This window comes from Crossiella sp. SN42 (assembly GCF_023897065.1).
GTDB lineage: Bacteria > Actinomycetota > Actinomycetes > Mycobacteriales > Pseudonocardiaceae > Crossiella.
On record NZ_JAMHIV010000038.1, the window covers coordinates 22,022 to 41,187 of the forward strand.

Consider the following 19,166-nt stretch of genomic DNA (forward strand, 5'->3'; position numbering starts at 1 on the left):
GGATGCGGATCTTCAGCAGTATCGCCGAGCTGCGCGCCTCGGCAGGCCAGCGGCTGGGCGAGAGCGGCTGGCACACCGTCAGCCAGCGCCGGATCGCCGAGTTCGCCGAGGTCACCGAGGACCGGCAGTGGATCCACCTGCACGCCGAACGGGCCAGGGAGGGCATGTTCGGCGGGCCCATCGCGCACGGCTTCCTCACCGTCTCGCTGATCCCGGCGCAGCTGCGCGAGACCATGCACGTGGACGGGGTCGACCTGGTGATCAACAAGGGCATGGACCGGCTGCGCTTCCACCAGCCGGTGCCGGTCGGCGCCCGGGTGCGCGCGGTGTTCGAGCTGCTCACCGCCACCGAGCGGGCCCTCGGCTTCACCGACCTCCAGCTGGGCGTCACCGGCGAGGTCGAGGGCAAGGCCGAGGCCGCCTACACCGCCCGGATGCGGATGCTGCTGCACGCCCCCGAACTGGCGCCGACGGGCTGACCGGCCAGGACACCGCCGGGGCCGGACGCGGTCCCGGTGGTGCGCGTCATGTCTGGGGTAATTCGGTATTTCGCACATTTGGAGTAACCATTCACCGAGCCTCCGCGACAGGGAGGACATAGTCGCTGGTGAAGTGTGTGGGGTCAGTCAGTGGAGTTTCGGGTACTGGGACCGCTGGAAGCCGTGCTCGACGGGCGGTCGCTGCCGCTGGGCACACCCAGGGCGCGCACCGTGCTCGGCATCCTGCTCGCCAACGCCGGCGCCATCGTCAGCATCGACCGGATCGCCGAGGAGCTGTGGCCGCAGGGCACCGCGGTGGACACCAAGGCCGAGATCTACGCCTACGTCTCCCGGCTGCGCTGTGCGCTGGGCCAGCGCAAAGGCGGACCGGCCTGGCTACTACGCCGCTCACCGGGCTACCTGCTCAGCCTGCGGCCCGGTGAGCTGGACCTGCACCGCTTCGAGGCGCTGGTCGAGCAGGCGAGGATGGCCAGGAGCGCGGGCAGGCTCGAGGCCTGCCTGGCCCGGTACCGGGAGGCCCTGGGCCTGTGGCGGGGCGAGCCCTTCGCCGGGGTGACCGCCACCCCGATGCTGGCCGCGGAGAGCGCCCGGCTGGCCGAGTACCGGCTGCTCACCCAGGAGGAGCTGGCCGACTGCGTGCTCGAGCACGGTGGCGGGCGCGGCGACCTGGTCGCCGAGCTGAGCGCGCTGGCCGCGGCCAACCCGCTGCGCGAACGCCTGCACGCCCTGCTCATGCGCGCGCTCTGCCGGGCGGGCAGGCCGGCCGAGGCGCTGCGGGTGCACCAGGAGCTGCGCACCGCGCTGGCCGAGGAGCTCGGCGTGGACCCCGGGCCGGAGATCGGCGAGCTGCACGAGCGGATCCTGCACGGGGAGTGCGAACCCCCGCCCCAGCGTCCCGCGGCGCGAGTCAGCGCCCGGCGCAACGACCTGCAGGCCGACATCGTCGACTTCACCGGCCGCCAGGAGGAGATGCGCCGCCTGGTGGCCACCCTGCCGGAGACCGACCGGCCCGGCGGCACCGCGCTGGTGATCACCGCCATCGACGGCATGGCCGGGGTCGGCAAGACCACCCTGGCCGTGCACGCCGCGCATCAGCTGGCCACGCACTTCCCGGACGGCTCGCTGTTCATCGACCTGCACGCGCACACCGCGGGCCACGAGCCCACCGACCCGGCCGCCGCGCTGGACACCCTGCTGCGCGCGATCGGCGTGGCGGGGGAGAAGATCCCGGAACGCCTGGACGCCCGCGCCGCGCTGTGGCGGGCCGAGCTCGCCGACAAACGGCTGCTGCTGGTGCTGGACAACGCGGCCAGCGCCGCCCAGGTCCGCCCGCTGCTGCCCGGCACCGCGGGCTGCCTGACCCTGGTCACCAGCAGGCGCAGGCTCACCGACCTGGACACCGCGCAGACCCTGTCCCTGGACGTGCTGCCGCGCGAGGCCGCCGCCGACCTGTTCACCCGCACCGTGGACCACCCGCCCGCCACCGCCGAGGCCGCCGCGGTGGCCGAGGTGGTCGAGCTCTGCGGCCGCCAGCCCCTCGCGCTGCGCATCGCCGCCGCCCGGCTGCGCGCCCGGCCCGCCTGGACCGCCGCGCACCTGGCCACCCGGCTGCGCGACGAACGCAGGCGGCTCACCGAGCTGGCCGCCGGGGACCGCTGTGTCGGCACCGCGTTCAGCCTGTCCTACCGGCAGCTCGCGCACACCAAGGCCCGGTTGTTCCGGTTCCTCGGCCTGGTGCCCGGCCCCGACTTCGACGTCCGGGTGGCCGCCGCGCTGGCCGACCTGCCGGTGCCCGAGACCGAGGACCTCCTCGAGGAGCTCGTCGACGTGCACCTGGTGCAGCAGCCCACCCCCGGCCGTTACCAGTTCCACGACCTGCTCCGGCACTACGCCCGCCGCGCTGCCCAGGAGGAGGAGTCCGAGCCGGCCCGCGCGGCCGCGCTGGAGCGGATGTACGAGCACTACGTGCGCACCAGCGGCGCGGCCGCGATCATGTTGGACCCCAACCTGGTCTGGCTGCCCAGCGCGCCCGAACCGCGCCCGTGGCTGCGCACCCCGGAGCAGGCGCTGAACTGGCAGGACGCCGAGTACCCCAACCTGGCCGCGGCCATCACCCAGGCCCAGGAGGAGGGCAGGCACCAGGTCGGCTGGCAGCTGCCGCACACCCTGGAGACCTACTTCGACACCAGGGGCCGGGCGCCGCTGCGCGCCCTGCACGGCGCGGTGGAGGCCAGCCGCGAGCTCGGCGACCGGCACGCGCAGGCCTGCAGCAGGCTCGGGCTGGCCTCCGCCTGCGCCCGCCTCGGCCGCTACCGGGAAGCCGTGGACAACCTCAAACAAGCCCTGGAACTGTTCCGGGCGGCCGGTTTCCGCCGCGGCGAGGCCACCGCGCTGCGCCGCTTCGGCGGCATCTACGAACCCACCGGCCGCTACCCCGAAGCCGTCGCCAGTCTCACCCAGGCCCTGGACATCTACCGCGAGATCGGCGACCTGATCGGCCAGGGCGAGGCGGAGAACGACCTGGCCAATGTCTTCCTGCACACCAGCCGCTACGCCGACGCCCAGCGGCGGCTGGAGTCCGCGCTGCGCCTGTACCGGCGCGGCGGGTTCCGCGCGGGCGAGGGCATCTCGCTGATCAACCTGGGCTACCTCTACCTGCGCACCAGCCGCTACCCCGAGGCCATCGAGCACTTCTGCTCCGCCCTGGAGGTCAACCGCGCCACCGGGTCCCGGCTGGGCATCGGCGGCGCGCTGAACAACCTCGGCCACACCTACCTGCGGATCGGCCGCTACGCCGAAGCCCTTGAGCACCTGCGCGGCGCGCTGGCCGTGCACCGGGAAAGCGGCTACCGGCGGCACCAGGCCAACGCGCTGAGCAACCTGGGCCAGGCCCTGCTGCGGGTGGGCAGGCCCGGCGAGGCCACCGAGCTGCTGGAGCAGGCGCTGAGCGTGTACCGGGAGATCGGCTGCCCGTCCGGGGAAGGCGCCGCGCTGGGCTACCTCGGCGAAGTGCTGATGTGGACCGGGCAACTACCCGAAGCCGCGCAGAACCTGTTGCAGGGCTTGGAGTTGCAGCGCGAGACCGGGAACCTGTTCAGCGAGTGCATGACCCTCAACCACCTCGGCGACCTGCACCGGCTGCTGGAGGACGCGCCCAACGCGCGGATCTGGTTCGAGCAGGCCCTGCACCGCAGCGACCTCGCGCACAACCGGCACGAGCAGGCGCACGCCCACCACGGCCTCGGCGCGGTGCACGAGGTGCCGGACACCGCGGCCGAGCACCGGCGGCGGGCCGAGCAGGCCTACCGCGAACTGGGCCTGCCCGAGCCCGAGCTCATGACCGCCAGCCGTCGAGGGCGAACTGGAGCTGCCTGAGCAGCCGGGCCCTGGTCGGGCCGATCGAGCCGCGCGGGATGCCCAGCCGCGCGCTGATCTCGTCGTAGCTGACCGACTGCGCGCCGAAGAGCAGCACCAGCAGCCGCCGCTGCGCCTCCGGCAGCCTGGCCACCACCGCCAGCGCCGCGTCCAGCTCCGCCTCCAGCACCACGTGCTCCGCCGGGCAGGCCTGTTCGTCGGGCATGTCGAAGTAGTCCTGGTCGCCGATCGGCAGCTCGCCGGAGGCCCGCCGGTTCAGGTGCCGCAACGCCTCCCGCCTGGCCACGGTGACGATCCAGGCCCGCACCCGCTCCGGCTCGCGGACCGAGCGGATGCCCTCGTAGACCCGGATCCAGGTCTGCTGGGCGACATCTTCCACATCGGCCCGGCGCAGGCCGAGTGAGGCGGCGATCGCGCGCACCAGCCGGCCGTAGCGGTGCACCAGCTCGGTCCAGGCGTCCTCCTCCCGGTTCTGACAGCGGTTGACCAGTGAGCCGGACTCGGCGTGCAGGGTGTGCGACATGTTCCGCCCGATCGGTTCGCTCGGCGTGGGGAGCAGCCCGGTGATCGTGCGCGCCCGGGATTGGCGAAAACTGGATGGAAACCTGACGCCGATTGAAGTTCACCATTCAACTTGCTCTGACTTTTCGGTCAATAGGGACGCGATTTGCCCAGCCCTTTTCTTTCGCGGTTCGGTGGTTTAGGTTCAGCGTCCGTCAAGTCAGCGCGGAACGTGTGCGAGGGCGGACGTTCCCTTATTGATCAGGGGCTGATTCATGAAACGTGTGCTGGTGCTCGTCATGGCTCTCGCCGGTCTCGCCGGTCTGGGCTCCGGACTCGCCGCGGCCTTCAGTGCGCAGGTCAGCACGAGTGTGGACAGTGGCAAGCCGGGCGGTGGCTGCGTCGGCGGCTGCGGCACCGTGCTCGCCGAGTGCGGTCATTGCTGAATTGGCCGACCGTGGGTAAACAACTGGTTCACGTTGTGGAGTGATTACATGAAGCGCGTGCTTCTCGTTTCGCTGGCGTTGTCCGGTGTCCTGGCGGCTGGTGTGCTGACCACCGCCCAGGCCGCGCCGGTCCCGCCGGTGACCGTGCTGGCCGGCACCTGCGGCCACTGCGGTTGGTGACAATGATCCGGACCGCCGGACGGCGCCCTGCGGGCCGTCCGGCGGTTCGCCCGCGGCGGAACTCGGGTGTGCGGATCCGGCCACCCGGCTAGGTTCGGCGCATGTCTGCCAGCCCGGTCCACCATCGACTCCGGCGCGCGCTCGCGCCGCTGACCGCAGCGGCCCTGCTGCTGCCCCTCTTCCCGGCGCTCGCCACGGCCGCCCCCTCCTCCACCGCGGCCGAGTGCGCGCCGCCCACTGCTCCTGTTGTGCCCGGCGCCCGCGTGCTGTCGGTGACCGCCGAGGCCAAGCCCGCCGGGGTGATCGAGGAACCCTGGTTCCCGCCGCTGGCCTACCCGGCGGCCTGCGAGATCAAGGTGACGCTCACCCACCCTGGCGTGAACGACAAGGTCCTGGTGCAGGCCTGGCTGCCGAAGGCGGGCTGGAACGGCCGCTTCCAGGGTGTCGGCGGTGGCGGCTTCGCCATGGGCAACTTCACCTTCGGCCTGGCCTCCGCGCTGGCCCAGGGCTATGCCGCGGCGACCACTGACGGCGGGGTCGGCGATGACGGCCTCAACCCGGCCTCCTGGGCGCTGGGGCCGGACGGCCGGGTGAACAAGGAGCTGCTGACCAACTTCGCCTCCCGCTCGCTGCACGACCTCGCGGTGGCAGGCAAGGCGGTCACCGCCGCGCACTTCGGCCGTCCCGCTGACTTCAGCTACTGGAACGGCTGCTCGACCGGCGGTCGCCAGGGCCTGATGAACGCCCAGCGCTATCCGGCCGACTACGACGGCATCCTGGCCGCCGCGCCCGCGATCAGCATGCCGCGGTTCCTGGTCGCCGACCTGTGGGGCCAGGTGGTGATGAACCAGGAGAAGACCCGGCCCAGCCTCTGCGAGTTCGAGGCGTTCCAGCGGGCCGCGGTGCAGGCCTGCGACACCAAGGACGGCGTGGCCGACGGAGTCCTGGAGCAGCCGCTGCGCTGTGGGTTCGACCCGGCGAAGCTGGTCGGGACGAAGATCCAGTGTGACGGCAAGGAGATCACCATCAGCCGGGCCACCGCCGAGGTGGTGCGCAAGATCTGGACCGGGCACCCCGCCTGGTTCGGCCTGCCCAAGGGCGCGCCGTTCACCGTGGTCGGCGACGCCGAGCCGAACCCGATCGCGGACAACTGGGTGCGTTACTTCGTCGAGCAGGACCCGAAGTTCGACCTGAAGTCGGTGGACTACCGCGAGTTCAACCGGATCGCGGCCAAGTCGCCTGCGCTGATGGACCGGTTCATCGCCACCGACAACCCGGACCTGTCCGGCTTCCGCCGCGCGGGTGGCAAGATGATCACCTGGCACGGCTGGTCGGACGCGATCATCTTCGCCCAGGGCACCACCGACTACCGCGACCGGGTGGAGCGCCGGATGGGCGGCGCGGCGCGCGTGGACGAGTTCTACCGCGTGTTCATGGCCCCCGGCGTGGACCACTGCGGCGGCGGCACGGGCCCGGCTCCGGTGGACCCGCTGGGCGCGCTGGTGAGCTGGGTGGAACAGGGCAAGGCCCCGGACACCCTGCCCGCCGCGATCAACGACACCACCCGGAACCTGTGCCGGTATCCGCTGGTGTCGCAGTACGACGGGAAGGGTGACCCGAAGCAGGCGAGCAGCTACCGCTGCGCCCGTGCCTGATCGACGCCCAACCGCCACAGGGTGACCACCTCGGCGGCCCGCGCCGCGTGCAGCGGCCCGGCCGCCGAGGTGGCCCTGGGGTGCCGGGGCCGGACCGAGCTGGTGCCCAGCACCCGGAGCCCGCTGGCCGTGATCGCGGCGGCCAGCGCGCCGGGTTCGCGCAGGCCCAGTAGCTCGGCCAGGTCGGAGAGCACCAGCCAGCCCTCACCGCCGGGCCGCAGGTGCCGGGGCAGGCGGTCCAGGAACGCGGTCAGCATCCGGCCGCCGGGGTCGAACACGCCGCGGTCCAGGCCGCCACGCACCCGGCCCGGCAGCCAGGGTGGGTTGCACACCACCAGGTCCGCGCGTTCCGGCGGGAACAGATCGGTCTGGCGCACCTCGGCCCGCAGTCCCAGGCGGTGCAGGTTGTCCCTGGCGCAGTCGACGGCTCGGGGATCTAGATCCGTTGCCACCACGTGGAATCCGCGCTGGGCGAGCACCGCGGCGAGGACTCCGGTGCCGGTGCCGATGTCGAAGGCCAGCGTGCCTGCCGGTGGTTCGGCCCGTGCCACCAGGTCGACGTACTCGTGGCGGGTCGGCGGGAAGACGCCGTAGTGCGGGTGGATCCGCGCGCCCAGCCCCGGCACGAACACCCCCTGCCGCCGCCATTCGTACGCGCCGAGCACCCCGAGCAGCTCCCGGGCCGACACCACCGCGGGTCGGTCGATCTCGCCGTAGACCTGCGCGCAGGCCGCCGGTGTCATCGGCGGCACGCCGGGGATGTCCAGTGGCACCAGCACCCGCCCGAGCACCGCCGCCCGCGACGCCCGGTGCTGCCGCCAGCGCCCGAAGTCCCCGCCGCGCCATGGCATTCGGCGGTCCATCGCCCGCAGCAACCGCCGCGCGCCGGTCCAGTCTCCTTGCCAGAGCAGGAAAACCCCGCCCCGGCACAGCCGCAGCGCCTCGGCCGCGGCGATCCGGTCGTCTGTCTCAACAATGTTCTCTGGGCGCGGTGCGTTCCGCGCGGACAGCCAGCTCCGGCCGTCGTCGAAGAAACCCGTGTTCATGGTCCTGTTCCGCTGGTTCGACTGAGGGGCTCCGGAAACGGAGCGGGCTCAGCGAACGACCGCGGCGAACACAGGACAGGTCATGCCGCCAGCCTAACCCCTCGCGCCCGTCCCGATGGACCGGAACGGGCGCGAGGGGTTCAGCCGCGCAACAGGGTGGCCGCCGCCAGCGCCAGCGGGTTCAGCGCCCCGGGGTTGTCGGCGAGCTGGCGGTTGAGGTCCGCGCGCATGCGCGGGTCCCAGAAGGCGCGGACGTGCTCGGCGATGACCGCCGAGGCCCGCTCCACCGGCTGGCCCTCGAACTGGGCCGCGATCTCGTTGATCAGCCGCACCTGCGGTGACTGGGACGTGGTCGACATGCGTTACTCCACCAGTGCTTCGGCCGCTTCGGCCTGGGACGGGGCAACCGGGCTGCGCAGTCCGACCTGGACCGCGGTGACCTTGTACTCGGGGCAGTTGGTGGCCCAGTCGGAGTTCTCCGTGGTGACCACGTTCGCCCCGGTGACCGGGTGGTGGAAGGTGGTGTAGACGACGCCGACCGGCATCCGGTCCGAGAGCACCGCGCGCAGCGTGGTCTCGCCGACCCTGCTGGCCAGTGAGACCTCGTCGCCGTCGTTGATGCCGCGCACCTCCGCGTCGTGCGGGTGGATCTCCAGGAGGTCCTCCGGGTGCCAGGCCACGTTCTTGGTGCGCCGGGTCTGCGCGCCCACGTTGTACTGGCTGAGGATCCGGCCGGTGGTCAGGATCAGCGGGAACTTGCGGGTGCTGCGTTCCTTGGTCGGCACGTAGGTGGTCGGCACGAAGTGGCCCTTGCCGCGGACGAAGCCGTCCACGTGCATGATCGGCGTGCCCTCCGGCGCGTTGGCGTTGCAGGGCCACTGGATGCTGCCCAGCTTGTCCAGCCGCTCGAAGCTGACCCCGGCGAAGGTGGGCGTGGTCGCGGCGATCTCGTCCATGATCTCGCTGGTGTTGTTCCACGACATCGGGTAGCCCATGGCCTGGGCGATCTCGGCCACGATCTGCCACTCGTGCTTGCCGGTCTTGGGCGCCATCACCGGGCGGACCCGGTTGATCCGGCGCTCGGCGTTGGTGAAGGTGCCGTCCTTCTCCAGGAACGAGGTGCCCGGCAGGAAGACGTGCGCGAACTTCGCGGTCTCGTTGAGGAACAGGTCCTGCACCACCACCAGGTCCATCGCCCGCAGCGCGCTGAAGACGTGGTTGGTGTTGGGGTCGGACTGGGCGATGTCCTCACCGTGCACGAACAGCGCCCGGAAGCTGCCGTCGATGGCCGCGTCGAACATGTTGGGGATGCGCAGGCCCGGCTCGGCCATGATCGGCCGCTGCCACAGGGTCTCGAAGACCTCCCGGACCGCCTCGTCGGAGACGTGCCGGTAGCCGGGCAGCTCGTGCGGGAAGGAGCCCATGTCGCAGGAGCCCTGCACGTTGTTCTGCCCGCGCAACGGGTTCACGCCCACGCCGTCGCGGCCGATGTTGCCGGTGGCCATGGCCAGGTTCGCCATGCCCATCACCATGGTGGAGCCCTGGCTGTGCTCGGTGACGCCGAGGCCGTAGTAGATGGCCGCGTTGCCGCCGGTGGCGTAGAGCCGGGCCGCCGCGCGCAGCTCGGCCGCCGGGACCCCGCTGAGCTCCTCGGTGGCCTCCGGGCTGTTCTCCGGCCGGGCGATGAACTCCGCCCACTCCTCGAAGCCCTCGCAGCGTTCGTCCACAAAGGACTGATCGACCAGGCCCTCGGTGACGATCACGTGCGCCAGCGCGTTCACCACGGCCACGTTCGCGCCCGGCTTGAGCTGGAGGTGGTGCTGGGCCTCGATGTGCGGGGAGCGGACCAGGTCGATCCGGCGCGGGTCGATCACCACCAGCTTGGCGCCCTCGCGCAGCCGCTTCTTCATCCTGGAGGCGAACACCGGGTGGCCGTCGGTCGGGTTGGCCCCGATCACCACGATCACATCGGCCCGCGCCACCGACTTGAAGTCCTGGGTGCCCGCGCTGGTGCCGAAGGTCTGCTTGAGCCCGTAACCGGTGGGGGAGTGGCACACCCGCGCGCAGGTGTCCACGTTGTTGTTGCCGAAGGCCGCGCGGACCATCTTCTGCACCGCGTAGACCTCCTCGTTGGTGCACCGGGAGGAGGTGATGCCACCAATCGAGGCCGGACCGTGGCGGGCCTGGATCTCGCGCATCTTGGTGGCCACGGTGGTGATCGCGGTCTCCCAGTCCACCACCCGCCACGGCTCGTCGATGCTGTCCCGCACCATCGGTTCGAGCTGCCGGTCCGGGTGGGTGGCGTAGCCGAAGGCGAAGCGGCCCTTGACGCAGGAGTGGCCCTCGTTCGCGCCACCGTCCTTGTACGGCACCATCCGCACCAGCTCGGTGCCGCGCAGCTCGGCCTTGAACGAGCAGCCGACCCCGCAGTACGCGCAGGTGGTGATCACGCTACGGGTGGGCATGCCCAGCTCGATGACCGACTTCTCCTGCAACGTCGCGGTCGGGCAGGCCTGCACGCAGGCGCCGCAGGAGACGCACTCGGAGTCCATGAACAGCTCGCCCGCGCCCGCGGCGACCTTGGAGTCGAAGCCCCGGCCCTCGATGGTCAGCGCGAAGGTGCCCTGCACCTCGCCGCAGGCCCGCACACAGCGGGAGCAGGCGATGCACTTGGACGGGGTGAAGTCGAAGTAGGGGTTGCTGCTGTCGGTCTCCAGGTCGAGGTGGTTCTCGCCCTCGTAGCCGTAGCGCACCTGCCGCAGCCCGACCACGCCGGACATGTCCTGCAGCTCGCAGTCCCCGTTGGCCGAACAGGTCAGGCAGTCCAGCGGGTGGTCGGAGATGTAGAGCTCCATCACGCCCTGCCGCAGCTTCTCCAGCTTCGGCGACTGCGTGCTGACCCGCATGCCCTCGGCCACCGGCGTGGTACAGGAGGCCGGGGTGCCGCGGCGGCCGTCGATCTCGACCAGGCACAGCCGGCAGGAACCGAAGGCCTCCAACGAGTCGGTGGCGCACAGCTTGGGGATGTCGATGCCGGTCTCGGCCGCGGCGCGCATCACCGAGGTGCCCTCGGGCACCCGCACCGGCATGCCGTCGACCTCGATGCTGACGGTGGCCTCGCCGGGTTTGGCCGGGGTGCCGAGGTCGTGTTCCTTGAACAGAGTCATGATGCCGTCCCCTCGTGCCGGGCGGTGAAGTCATCCGGGAAGTGCCGCAGCGCGGACAGGACCGGGTTCGGCGTCAACCCGCCCATCGCGCACAGCGAACCTTCGGTCATCAGCTCGCACAGATCGCCCAGCAGCGCGAGGTTGGCGTCCGGGTCGACGCCGGCGACGATCCGGTCGATCGTCTCCACCCCGCGCACCGAGCCCACCCGGCACGGGGTGCACTTGCCGCAGGACTCCTCGGCGCAGAACTCCATGGCGAAGCGGGCCATGGCCGCCATGTCCACGGTGTCGTCGAAGACCACGATGCCGCCGTGCCCGAGCATCGCCTGTGCCGCGGCGAACGCCTCGTAGTCCAAAGGAATGTCCATTGTGGACGCGGGAATGTACGCGCCGAGTGGTCCGCCGACCTGCACCGCGCGCAGAGGCCGCCCGGACCGGGTGCCGCCGCCGTAGTCGTTGACCAGCTCGGCCAGCGACATGCCGAAGGCGGTCTCGAACACCCCGCCGTGCTTGATGTTGCCTGCCAGCTGGAAGACCTGGGTGCCCAGCGAGCGGCCCACCCCCAGCGCGGCGTAGGCCGCCGCGCCGTGGGCCAGGATGCTGGGCACCGAGGCCAGGGTGAGCACGTTGTTCACCACGGTCGGCTTGCCGAACAGGCCGGTGATCGCCGGGATGGGCGGTTTCGCCCGCACCATCCCGCGTTTGCCCTCCAGGCTCTCCAGCATCGAGGTCTCTTCCCCGCAGATGTAGGCGCCCGCGCCGACCCGCACGAACAGGTCGAAGCGCTGCCCAGAACCGAGGTAGTCCTGGCCGAGCCAGCCGCGCGCGTAGGCCACCTCGACGGCCTGGCGCAGGGTGGCCACCGCGTCCGGGTACTCCGAGCGCAGGTACACGTACCCCTCGGTGGCCCCGGTGGCATACGCCGCGATGGCCATGCCCTCGATCAGGCAGAACGGGTCGCCCTCGATCAGCATCCGGTCGGCGAAGGTGCCCGAGTCGCCCTCGTCGGCGTTGCAGCAGACGAACTTCAGCTCGCCGTCGGCCTTGAGCACGGTGTTCCACTTGATCCCGGCCGGGAAGCCCGCGCCGCCGCGGCCGCGCAGCCCGGAGTCGGTGACCTCCTTGACCACCTCGGCCGGGTCCATGGCCAGCGCCCGCCGCAGGCCGGCCATGCCGCCGTGGGCCAGGTAGTCCTCGGCGGAGACCGGGTCGGTGACGCCGACCCTGGCGAAGCACAGCCGCTGCTGCGCGACCATCCAGGGCAGTTGCTCGACCAGGCCGAGGCGTTTCTCGTGCGCGCCGCCGGTGAACAGCCCGGCCTTGACCAGCTCGGGCACCTCGCCCGCGGAGACCGGCCCGTAGCCGATCCGGCCCGCGCCGGTGGCCACCTCCACCAGCGGTTCCAGCCACAGCATGCCGCGGGATCCGTTGCGCACCAAGCGCACCTCGATCCCGGCGGCCGCGGCCTCCCGGCTGATCGCGCTCGCCACCGCGTCCGCGCCCACCGAACAGGCGGCGGAGTCGCGGGGCACAAAAACCGTGATCCACTGGGACACTGATTCGTCCCTGCTAGCAGGACTCATGCGCGTTCCGCCTCCGCGTCGAGGATGCCATCGAGTCTCGCCGGGTCCAGTCGTCCGTACAAGCGCCCGTTCACCTGACCCGCGGGCCCCAGCGCGCAGTTGCCCAGGCAGAACACCTGCTCCAGGGTCACCCGGCCGTCCGGGGTGGTCGAGCCGAGCTTGCTGCCCAGCCTGTTTTCGGCGTGCGCGACCAGGTCCTCCGCGCCCACGGACTGGCAGGCCTCGGCGCGGCACAGCTTGACCACGGTCTGACCGGCGGGTTCGGCGCGGAAGTCGTGGTAGAAGGTCACCACGCCGTGCACCTCGGCCCTGGACAGGTTCAGCTCGGCGGCCAGCACCGGGACCATCGCCTGATCGATGTAGCCGAACTCGGCCTGCAGGCTGTGCAGGATCGGCAGCAGCGCGCCCCGATCACCGCGATGCCGGTCGACCACCGAGCGCACCCGGTCCATCAGCGAAGGCTCGCCCGTGTTTGTCGGCATGCCCGTGTCTCCCATCGTGCATACGGTATACACAACGTTAGTCCGATCCCGCGCCGAAAAAAAGAGCGACTTGTGCCGGGGACGTGTCGAGATCGGCGGACCGGCTCCGATCAGGGTGTGTACGGTGCCCAACGGGGGCGTCGTGGACACGAGGAGCACGTCGTGAAGTTCTTGCTGATCATGCAGGTCAACCCGGCCATCCTGGACGCGCTGACCGAAGAGGAGCGGGCCGCGATCGGGGAGGGCCACGGCGAGTTCATCCGCACCATCCAGGCCTCCGGCGAGCTGATCCTGACCCAGGCCCTGGCCGACCCGGCCGCCAGCGCGGTGGTGCGCGGGGCCGAGGGCCAGCCGGTGGTCACCGACGGCCCTTTCCTGGAGGCCAAGGAGTTCATGGGCGGCTTCTACCTGGTGGAATGCGAGAGCAAGGAACGGGCGCTGGAGCTGGCCAAGCTGATCCCCGACACCAAGTTCCCCGGGCTCGCGGTTGAGGTCCGGCCGGTGATGTTCTCGGGCGGTATGGAGTTGGAGATGTGAGCAGGAACGACGTCGAGGACCTGATCCGCGAGCTCGCGCCCCAGGTCCTCGGCGTCCTCGTCCGGCGGCACGGCCAGTTCGACGCCTGCGAGGACGCCGTGCAGGAAGCCCTCCTGGACGCCAGCACCCAGTGGCGGGCCGGGCCGCCGGAGAACCCGCGTGGCTGGCTGCTGACCGTGGCCACCCGGCGGCTCACCGACGCCTGGCGCAGCGACTCGGCCCGCCGCCGCCGGGAACAGGCCTTCGCGCTCGACCCGGAGGCCCCGGCCCCGGACGGACCGCCGGCCGAGGACGACTCGCTCACCCTGCTGTTCCTGTGCTGCCACCCCGAGCTGAGCGTCCCGTCCCAGCTCGCGCTGACCCTGCGCGCGGTCGGTGGCCTGAGCACCGCGCAGATCGCCAGCGCCTTCCTGGTGCCCGAGGCGACCATGGCGCAGCGGATCAGCCGGGCCAAGGCGCGGATCAAGGCCACCGGGTCCGCCTTCGGCCCGCCGCCGGCGCGGGAGCGGGACGAGCGGCTGCGGGTGGTGCTGCACGTGCTGTACCTGATCTTCAACGAGGGCTACACCGCCTCCAGCGGCGAGCAGCTGCAACGCGTGGAGCTGGCCGCGGAGGCGATCCGGCTGGCCCGCCTGGTGCACCGGCTGGCCCCGGCCGACAGCGAGACCGGCGCGCTGCTGGCGCTGATGCTGCTCACCCACGCCCGCCGCGCCGCCCGCACCGGCCCCGGCGGTGCGCTCATCCCGCTCAACGAACAGGACCGCACCCGCTGGGACCAGGCCGCCATCACCGAGGGCCTGACCCTGCTCCGGCACACCCTGTCCACCGGCGCGCTCGGCCCCTACCTGGTGCAGGCCGCGATCGCCGGCACGCACGCCGAGGCCGCCCGCCCCGAGGACACCGACTGGCCGCAGATCCTGGTGCTCTACGGCATTTTGGAGCGGATCGCGCCCAACCCGGTGGTCACCCTCAACCGGGCCATCGCCCTGGCCATGGTCAACGGCGCCAAGGCGGGCCTGGACCTGCTCGACGAGCTCGCCGACGACGACCGCCTGCGCGCCAGCCACCGCCTGGACGCCGTCCGCGCCCACCTCCTGGAGCTCGACGACCAGCCCGGGGCCGCCGCCGAGGCCTACCACCGCGCCGCCCGCCGCACCGCCAGCCAGCCGGAACAGCGCTACCTGCTGGCCAAGGCGGCGAAGCTGGGCTGACCCGGGGTCAGAGGGTGTGCTGGGCGATGAGCTGGCCGATGGCGCGCACGTCGGAGTCGCCGCGGAACTCCAGCCGGACCTTGCCCAGGCCGCTGAACCACAGCTCCAGCTCGGCGTCCAGGTCGAAGGTGCCCGCGGTCTCGATGGAGAACGCCTGCACCTTGTTGTAGGGCAGCGAGGTGAAGTCCTTCTTCTTGCCGAGCATGCCCTGCACGTTCACCGCGATCAGCCGCTTGTTGGTGAACACCACGTAGTCCCGCACGGTCTTGAACGCGGCGATCAGCTGTTCCCCGGGGATGATGATCGGCGCGATGGATCCGGCGATGTCCTCGGGACGGCACGGCGAGAGCTTGAATACGGAAGCCTTCTCGAAGTCGATCACGTTTTCCACTGTACCGACGCGACGACGTCCGTGCCGTCAGCTTCCAGGACCCCGTGCAGGTCAGCCGTGGGTATGACAACCCTGATTTGTCAAGGACGGATTTCCGGGGATACACGGATTCGGATTTGTCAAATGTCGGATTCATTAGCGCGAGCGCAATCCGCGAGGTAGTCTCGATTGCCCATCGAGATTCCGTCCCGGCCACCGCCATGCCCCGAAAGGGAGGTCATGCCGACCTCGCACGTCCAGCTCCAGGCCACGTTCCTGCCAGCCGAGGGCGCGTTCGCCTGGTGGGGCCCGCCCGACCCGGCCGCCGCGCTGGCCGCGGCCGGGCTGCCGGTGGGCCGGGCCGCCGAATGCCGGCTGGCCCGCCCGGTGGACGGCCGGATCACCGTGCTGCCCACCCCGGTGCGCCTGGTGGACCTGGACCTCGCGCTGCCCGCGCTGCTGAGCACCACCACCGAGCTCAGCCCCGCCGCCCGCGCCTGGCGGCAGGCGGCCCAGCACCCGGACGCCGACCCGCCGCTGCCCCCGGCCGCGCACGCGGTGCCCAACGCCGAGGGCACCGCGATCAGCTCGCCCGCCGCGCTGCTGCGCCAGTTCCGGCAGGCCGCCGGCACCAGGGCCGAGCTGCGCGCGGCCGAGGTGCGCGCGGAACTGCGGCCGTACCAGGTCACCGGGGTGGCCTGGCTGCGCTCGGTGCCCGGCGGCGGCATCCTGGCCGACGAGATGGGCCTGGGCAAGACGCTCCAGGCGATCAGCCTGCTGGCCACCCGCCCCGGGCCGCACCTGGTGGTCTGCCCGACCTCGCTGGTCGGCAACTGGCGGCGCGAGCTGGACCGCTTCGCCCCCGCCCTGCCGGTGCGCGCCCACCACGGCCCCCGGCGCTCCCTCGACAACCTGGCCGCCGAGGTCGTGGTGACCAGCTACGGCGCGCTGCGCGCCGACGCCGAGGAGCTGGCCGGGACCAGCTGGGACACGGTGATCTTCGACGAGGCGCAGCAGATCAAGAACCCGGACTCGCTGGCCGCCAAGGCCGCCACCCGGCTCAACGCGCGGCTGCGGATCGCGCTCACCGGCACCCCGGTGGAGAACCGCCTCGACGACCTGTGGGCCATCCTCAACGTCACCCGGCCCGGCCTGCTCGGCACCAGGGGCCGGTTCCGGCAGCGGTTCGCCACGCCCATCCAGCAGCGCCGCTCGGCCACCGCGGCCCAGCGGCTGCACGCGCTGATCGACCCACACCTGTTGCGCCGCACCAAGTCCGAGGTGGCCACCGACCTGCCGCCCAAGCTGTACACCACCGTGGCCTGCACGCTCACCGACGAGCAGATCCGGCTGTACCGGGACGCGGTGGACCGCGCCTTCACCGACGGACTCGGCTCCGGCATCGAGCGCCGCGGCCGGGTGCTGGCCCTGCTGACCGCGCTGAAACAGGTCTGCAACCACCCGGCCCAGCTGCTCGGCCAGGACGGCCCGCTGCCCGGCCGCTCCGGCAAGTTCGACCGGGCCGGCGAGATGCTCGCCGAGATCGTCGAGGACGGCGACCGCGCGCTGGTGTTCACCCAGTACCGGGCCATGGGCGAGCTGCTCTCCCGCCACCTCACCGAAACCCTGGGCGGGCCGGAGATCCCGTTCCTGCACGGCGGGCTGACCGCCGACCGCAGGGACAAGCTGGTGCAGGCCTTCCAGCACGACGAGGACGCGCCGCCGATCCTGTTGCTGAGCCTGCGCGCCGCCGGGTTCGGCCTCAACCTGACCAGGGCCGGTCACGTGCTGCACTACGACCGCTGGTGGAACCCGGCGGTGGAGGAGCAGGCCACCGACCGCGCGCACCGCATCGGCCAGCACCGGGTGCTCACCGTGCACACGCTGGTCACCGGCGGCACCGTGGAGGAGCACATCGCCCGGATGCACGAGACCAAACGCGCGCTGGCCGACCTGGTCTCCGGCGACAGCGAGACCGCGCTGGCCAACCTGCCCGACGAGGACCTGCACCGGGTGCTCGACCTGAACCTGGAGGGGATCGGCCGATGATCGCCGAGCACGGTGTCACCGCCTGGGGGCACGCCTGGCTGCGCACAGTGGAGCCCACCCGGGTCACCCGCCCCAACCCGTCGCTGCCCAGGGCCCGCAACCTGGCCCGCGGCGACGGCATCACCGACCTGACCATGGCCCCCGGCCTGCTCACCGCCGGCTCCGGCCAGTACCGGGTGCGCATCGAGATCCCGCTCTGGCCCGCCGAGCCGGCCGCGCTGGCCGCCAAGCTGCTCGCGGACCTGCCGCCCAGCCTGGTCCTCGGTGACCTGCCCGACTCCCTCGCGGCCGAGTTGCGCGCGCACGACATCGACATCGCCCCGCCCCCGGAGGAGCTCACCCCGCACTGCGACTGCCGCGACCGCCGGCCGCTCTGCGTGCACGTGCTGGCCGCCCTCTACGCCCTGGTCCAGGCCGTGGACGAACGCCCGGCGCTGGCGGTGGAGCTGCGCGGCGTCACCGCCACCACCACCGACCCGGACTGGATCCCGGTGAGCGAGCTCAGCGTGGCCGGGTTCTACGGCTGACTACGCCGATCCACGTAGGCCGGATACGGTGGCGCGGGGACGCCCCGGCAGTCCCCGCGCTGCCACCGTCTCCGCCATGCGCAAAGCGATACTCACCACCCTGACTCTCGCCCTGCTGGGCTTACCGGGCGTCGCCGCCGCCGACCACGGCGAGCTCGCCCCCACCGGCTCGGGCTGGGTGCGCGGCCGGGTCACCGCCGAACACCGTGTGTACCAAGGCATTCCGTACGCCGAAGCGGCCCGCTGGCAACCCCCGCACCCACCCCGGCCCTGGACCGGCGTCCGCGAGGCCACCCAGCCCGGCCCGGCCTGCGCCCAGGCCGGCAAACCCGGCGAGGTGCGCGGCAGCGAGGACTGCCTGTCGCTGAACATCCACCGTCCACAAGGGACAGACCGCTTGCCGGTGCTGGTGTTCGTGCCCGGCGGCGGTTTCACCACCGGCGCGAGCAGCGACTACGACCCCAGCAGGCTGGCCGCCCGCGGCAAGGTCCTGGTGGTCACCCTCAACTACCGTTTGGGCGCACTGGGTTTCCTGGCCCACCCCGAGCTGGGACCGGACGCCGGGAACCTGGGCATCCAGGACCAGCAGGCCGCGCTGCGCTGGGTCAGGGCCAACATCGCCGCGTTTGGCGGTGACCCGGCCAAGGTCACGCTGTGGGGCCAGTCCGCCGGTGGCTACAGCGTCTGCGCGCACCTGGCGAGCCCGGCCTCCCGCGGCCTGTTCCAGCGGGCCATCGTGCACAGCGCCCCGTGCGCCAACCCGATGGTCGAGCGCGCCGAGGCCGAGCGCCGCGCCCGCGCCACCGCCGCCACCCTCGGCTGCCCGGACACGGCCTGCCTGCGCGGTCTCCCGCTGACCTCCCTGGTCGGCCTGCACCAGGACCAGGTTTCCGTGCTGCGCCGCGACTTCAACGGCCGCCCCTGGCTGCCGGTGGCCGGAACCCCAACCCTGCCAATCCAACCGCTGAGCACGCAGGTCCCGCTGCTGCTGGGCGGCACCGCCGACGAGATGCGCCCGTTCGTCGCCCCGCACCGCGCCCTCACCGCCGAGGACTACCCCAACCTGGTCACCAGCCTGTTCGGCACCGACGCCCCGGCGGTCCTCGCCCAGTACCCCGCCACCGCCGAGCCCACGCCCGCGCTCACCCTGGCCCGCCTGCTCACCGACCACGGCGGCGCGCTCGGCGCCTGCACCCAGCTCCCGGTCGTCGCGGCGAGCCGGAAACCCGTGCACACCTTCGAGTTCGCCGAACCCACCGGCCACGTGCTGGGCGAGTTCCCCTACGGCGCGGCGCACGGCGCGGAGCTTCGCTACCTGCTCGACCTCAGCTGGCCGCAGCCGCCGCTGACCCCGGCCCAGCAGGCCCTGGCCGACCGCATGATCGAGCACTGGGCGGCCTACGCGCACACCGGCGACCCGGGCTGGTCCCGGCACGGCACCCGCCGGTTCACCGCCGAGCGCACCACCCGGATCGACCTGGCCGCCGAGCACAACTGCGGGTTCTGGTCCCAGCTCAGGTGACAACCCGGGATGGCA

The 19,166-nt window shown here is 72.1% G+C and carries 18 protein-coding genes; 11 read left to right on the forward strand and 7 right to left on the reverse strand.

What is annotated here, in order from left to right:
* Positions 1-2 precede the first annotated feature (2 nt).
* On the forward strand, positions 3-479 hold the full coding sequence (locus M8C13_RS36005; RefSeq protein ID WP_252485266.1) for a MaoC family dehydratase: 477 nt from the start codon (positions 3-5) through the stop codon (positions 477-479).
* A 150-nt stretch (positions 480-629) separates the two neighbouring features.
* Complete coding sequence (locus tag M8C13_RS36010; RefSeq protein WP_252485267.1) at positions 630-3,875, forward strand: tetratricopeptide repeat protein; 3,246 nt, start codon at positions 630-632, stop codon at positions 3,873-3,875.
* On the opposite strand, the gene M8C13_RS36015 is transcribed toward M8C13_RS36010, so the two are convergent.
* On the reverse strand, positions 3,835-4,398 hold the full coding sequence (locus M8C13_RS36015; RefSeq protein WP_252485268.1) for an RNA polymerase sigma factor: 564 nt from the start codon (positions 4,396-4,398) through the stop codon (positions 3,835-3,837). The genes M8C13_RS36010 and M8C13_RS36015 overlap by 41 nt on opposite strands.
* On the opposite strand from M8C13_RS36015, the gene M8C13_RS36020 reads away from it, so the two are divergent.
* From M8C13_RS36020 to M8C13_RS36030, 4 genes are all read left to right on the forward strand, one after another.
* Entirely contained in the window at positions 4,397-4,579 is a 183-nt protein-coding gene (locus M8C13_RS36020) for a hypothetical protein (RefSeq protein ID WP_252485269.1), read from the forward strand. The genes M8C13_RS36015 and M8C13_RS36020 overlap by 2 nt on opposite strands.
* A gap of 72 nt (positions 4,580-4,651) precedes the next feature.
* Positions 4,652-4,822 carry a hypothetical protein gene (locus M8C13_RS36025; protein WP_252485270.1) on the forward strand — a complete coding sequence of 57 codons (171 nt, stop codon included), beginning with the start codon at positions 4,652-4,654 and terminating at the stop codon, positions 4,820-4,822.
* A 48-nt stretch (positions 4,823-4,870) separates the two neighbouring features.
* Complete coding sequence (locus tag M8C13_RS44840) at positions 4,871-5,002, forward strand: hypothetical protein (protein ID WP_256510285.1); 132 nt, start codon at positions 4,871-4,873, stop codon at positions 5,000-5,002.
* A gap of 101 nt (positions 5,003-5,103) precedes the next feature.
* Positions 5,104-6,657: a tannase/feruloyl esterase family alpha/beta hydrolase gene (locus tag M8C13_RS36030; protein WP_252485271.1), complete on the forward strand. Its 1,554-nt coding sequence runs from the start codon at positions 5,104-5,106 to the stop codon at positions 6,655-6,657.
* Here the strand turns inward: M8C13_RS36030 and M8C13_RS36035 are convergent.
* The 5 genes from M8C13_RS36035 to M8C13_RS36055 all read right to left on the reverse strand — a co-directional run bounded on the left by M8C13_RS36035 (position 6,636) and on the right by M8C13_RS36055 (position 12,935).
* Entirely contained in the window at positions 6,636-7,703 is a 1,068-nt protein-coding gene (locus tag M8C13_RS36035; RefSeq protein ID WP_252485272.1) for a class I SAM-dependent methyltransferase, read from the reverse strand. The genes M8C13_RS36030 and M8C13_RS36035 overlap by 22 nt on opposite strands.
* 140 nt (positions 7,704-7,843) lie before the next feature.
* The gene (locus M8C13_RS36040; protein WP_252485273.1) at positions 7,844-8,062 is read right to left on the reverse strand and encodes a formate dehydrogenase subunit delta; all 219 of its coding nucleotides are present in this window, start codon (positions 8,060-8,062) and stop codon (positions 7,844-7,846) included.
* A 3-nt stretch (positions 8,063-8,065) separates the two neighbouring features.
* A complete protein-coding gene (fdhF, locus tag M8C13_RS36045) occupies positions 8,066-10,870 on the reverse strand; it encodes a formate dehydrogenase subunit alpha (protein WP_252485274.1) in 2,805 nt (934 codons plus the stop codon).
* Positions 10,867-12,426: an NADH-quinone oxidoreductase subunit NuoF gene (locus M8C13_RS36050; RefSeq protein WP_252485275.1), complete on the reverse strand. Its 1,560-nt coding sequence runs from the start codon at positions 12,424-12,426 to the stop codon at positions 10,867-10,869. Before M8C13_RS36050 ends, fdhF begins: the two co-directional genes overlap by 4 nt.
* 23 nt (positions 12,427-12,449) lie before the next feature.
* A complete protein-coding gene (locus M8C13_RS36055; protein WP_252485276.1) occupies positions 12,450-12,935 on the reverse strand; it encodes a formate dehydrogenase subunit gamma in 486 nt (161 codons plus the stop codon).
* A gap of 162 nt (positions 12,936-13,097) precedes the next feature.
* Here M8C13_RS36055 and M8C13_RS36060 point away from each other — a divergent pair, with 162 nt between their 5' ends.
* Entirely contained in the window at positions 13,098-13,472 is a 375-nt protein-coding gene (locus tag M8C13_RS36060) for a YciI family protein (protein WP_252485277.1), read from the forward strand.
* Positions 13,469-14,683 carry an RNA polymerase sigma factor gene (locus M8C13_RS36065; RefSeq protein ID WP_252485278.1) on the forward strand — a complete coding sequence of 405 codons (1,215 nt, stop codon included), beginning with the start codon at positions 13,469-13,471 and terminating at the stop codon, positions 14,681-14,683. The genes M8C13_RS36060 and M8C13_RS36065 overlap by 4 nt, the downstream gene beginning before the upstream one ends.
* 7 nt (positions 14,684-14,690) lie before the next feature.
* On the opposite strand, the gene M8C13_RS36070 is transcribed toward M8C13_RS36065, so the two are convergent.
* The gene (locus tag M8C13_RS36070; RefSeq protein WP_252485279.1) at positions 14,691-15,065 is read right to left on the reverse strand and encodes a PH domain-containing protein; all 375 of its coding nucleotides are present in this window, start codon (positions 15,063-15,065) and stop codon (positions 14,691-14,693) included.
* Positions 15,066-15,293: 228 nt separating this feature from the next.
* Between M8C13_RS36070 and M8C13_RS36075 the strand changes: the two genes are divergently transcribed.
* The 3 genes from M8C13_RS36075 (at position 15,294) to M8C13_RS36085 (ending at position 19,151) form a co-directional block, all read left to right on the forward strand.
* Entirely contained in the window at positions 15,294-17,102 is a 1,809-nt protein-coding gene (locus M8C13_RS36075) for a DEAD/DEAH box helicase (protein WP_252485280.1), read from the forward strand.
* Positions 17,099-17,629, forward strand: a complete 531-nt coding sequence (locus M8C13_RS36080) for an SWIM zinc finger family protein (RefSeq protein ID WP_252485281.1) — start codon at positions 17,099-17,101, stop codon at positions 17,627-17,629. Before M8C13_RS36075 ends, M8C13_RS36080 begins: the two co-directional genes overlap by 4 nt.
* Before the next feature lie 76 nt (positions 17,630-17,705).
* The gene (locus M8C13_RS36085; RefSeq protein ID WP_252485282.1) at positions 17,706-19,151 is read left to right on the forward strand and encodes a carboxylesterase/lipase family protein; all 1,446 of its coding nucleotides are present in this window, start codon (positions 17,706-17,708) and stop codon (positions 19,149-19,151) included.
* The last annotated feature ends 15 nt before the right edge of the window (positions 19,152-19,166 follow it).

What these genes read in the sequence shown, in the direction of transcription:
- M8C13_RS36030 (WP_252485271.1), top strand. Translation starts at nt 5,104, where the DNA reads ATGTCTGCCAGCCCGGTCCACCATCGACTCCGGCGCGCGCTCGCGCCG.
- M8C13_RS44840 (WP_256510285.1), top strand. Translation starts at nt 4,871, where the DNA reads ATGAAGCGCGTGCTTCTCGTTTCGCTGGCGTTGTCCGGTGTCCTGGCG.
- M8C13_RS36085 (WP_252485282.1), top strand. Translation starts at nt 17,706, where the DNA reads ATGCGCAAAGCGATACTCACCACCCTGACTCTCGCCCTGCTGGGCTTA.
- M8C13_RS36020 (WP_252485269.1), top strand. Translation starts at nt 4,397, where the DNA reads ATGTTCCGCCCGATCGGTTCGCTCGGCGTGGGGAGCAGCCCGGTGATC.
- M8C13_RS36015 (WP_252485268.1), bottom strand. Translation starts at nt 4,398, where the DNA reads ATGTCGCACACCCTGCACGCCGAGTCCGGCTCACTGGTCAACCGCTGT.
- M8C13_RS36080 (WP_252485281.1), top strand. Translation starts at nt 17,099, where the DNA reads ATGATCGCCGAGCACGGTGTCACCGCCTGGGGGCACGCCTGGCTGCGC.
- M8C13_RS36005 (WP_252485266.1), top strand. Translation starts at nt 3, where the DNA reads ATGCGGATCTTCAGCAGTATCGCCGAGCTGCGCGCCTCGGCAGGCCAG.
- M8C13_RS36025 (WP_252485270.1), top strand. Translation starts at nt 4,652, where the DNA reads ATGAAACGTGTGCTGGTGCTCGTCATGGCTCTCGCCGGTCTCGCCGGT.
- fdhF (WP_252485274.1), bottom strand. Translation starts at nt 10,870, where the DNA reads ATGACTCTGTTCAAGGAACACGACCTCGGCACCCCGGCCAAACCCGGC.
- M8C13_RS36075 (WP_252485280.1), top strand. Translation starts at nt 15,294, where the DNA reads ATGCCGACCTCGCACGTCCAGCTCCAGGCCACGTTCCTGCCAGCCGAG.
- M8C13_RS36040 (WP_252485273.1), bottom strand. Translation starts at nt 8,062, where the DNA reads ATGTCGACCACGTCCCAGTCACCGCAGGTGCGGCTGATCAACGAGATC.
- M8C13_RS36055 (WP_252485276.1), bottom strand. Translation starts at nt 12,935, where the DNA reads ATGCCGACAAACACGGGCGAGCCTTCGCTGATGGACCGGGTGCGCTCG.
- M8C13_RS36035 (WP_252485272.1), bottom strand. Translation starts at nt 7,703, where the DNA reads ATGAACACGGGTTTCTTCGACGACGGCCGGAGCTGGCTGTCCGCGCGG.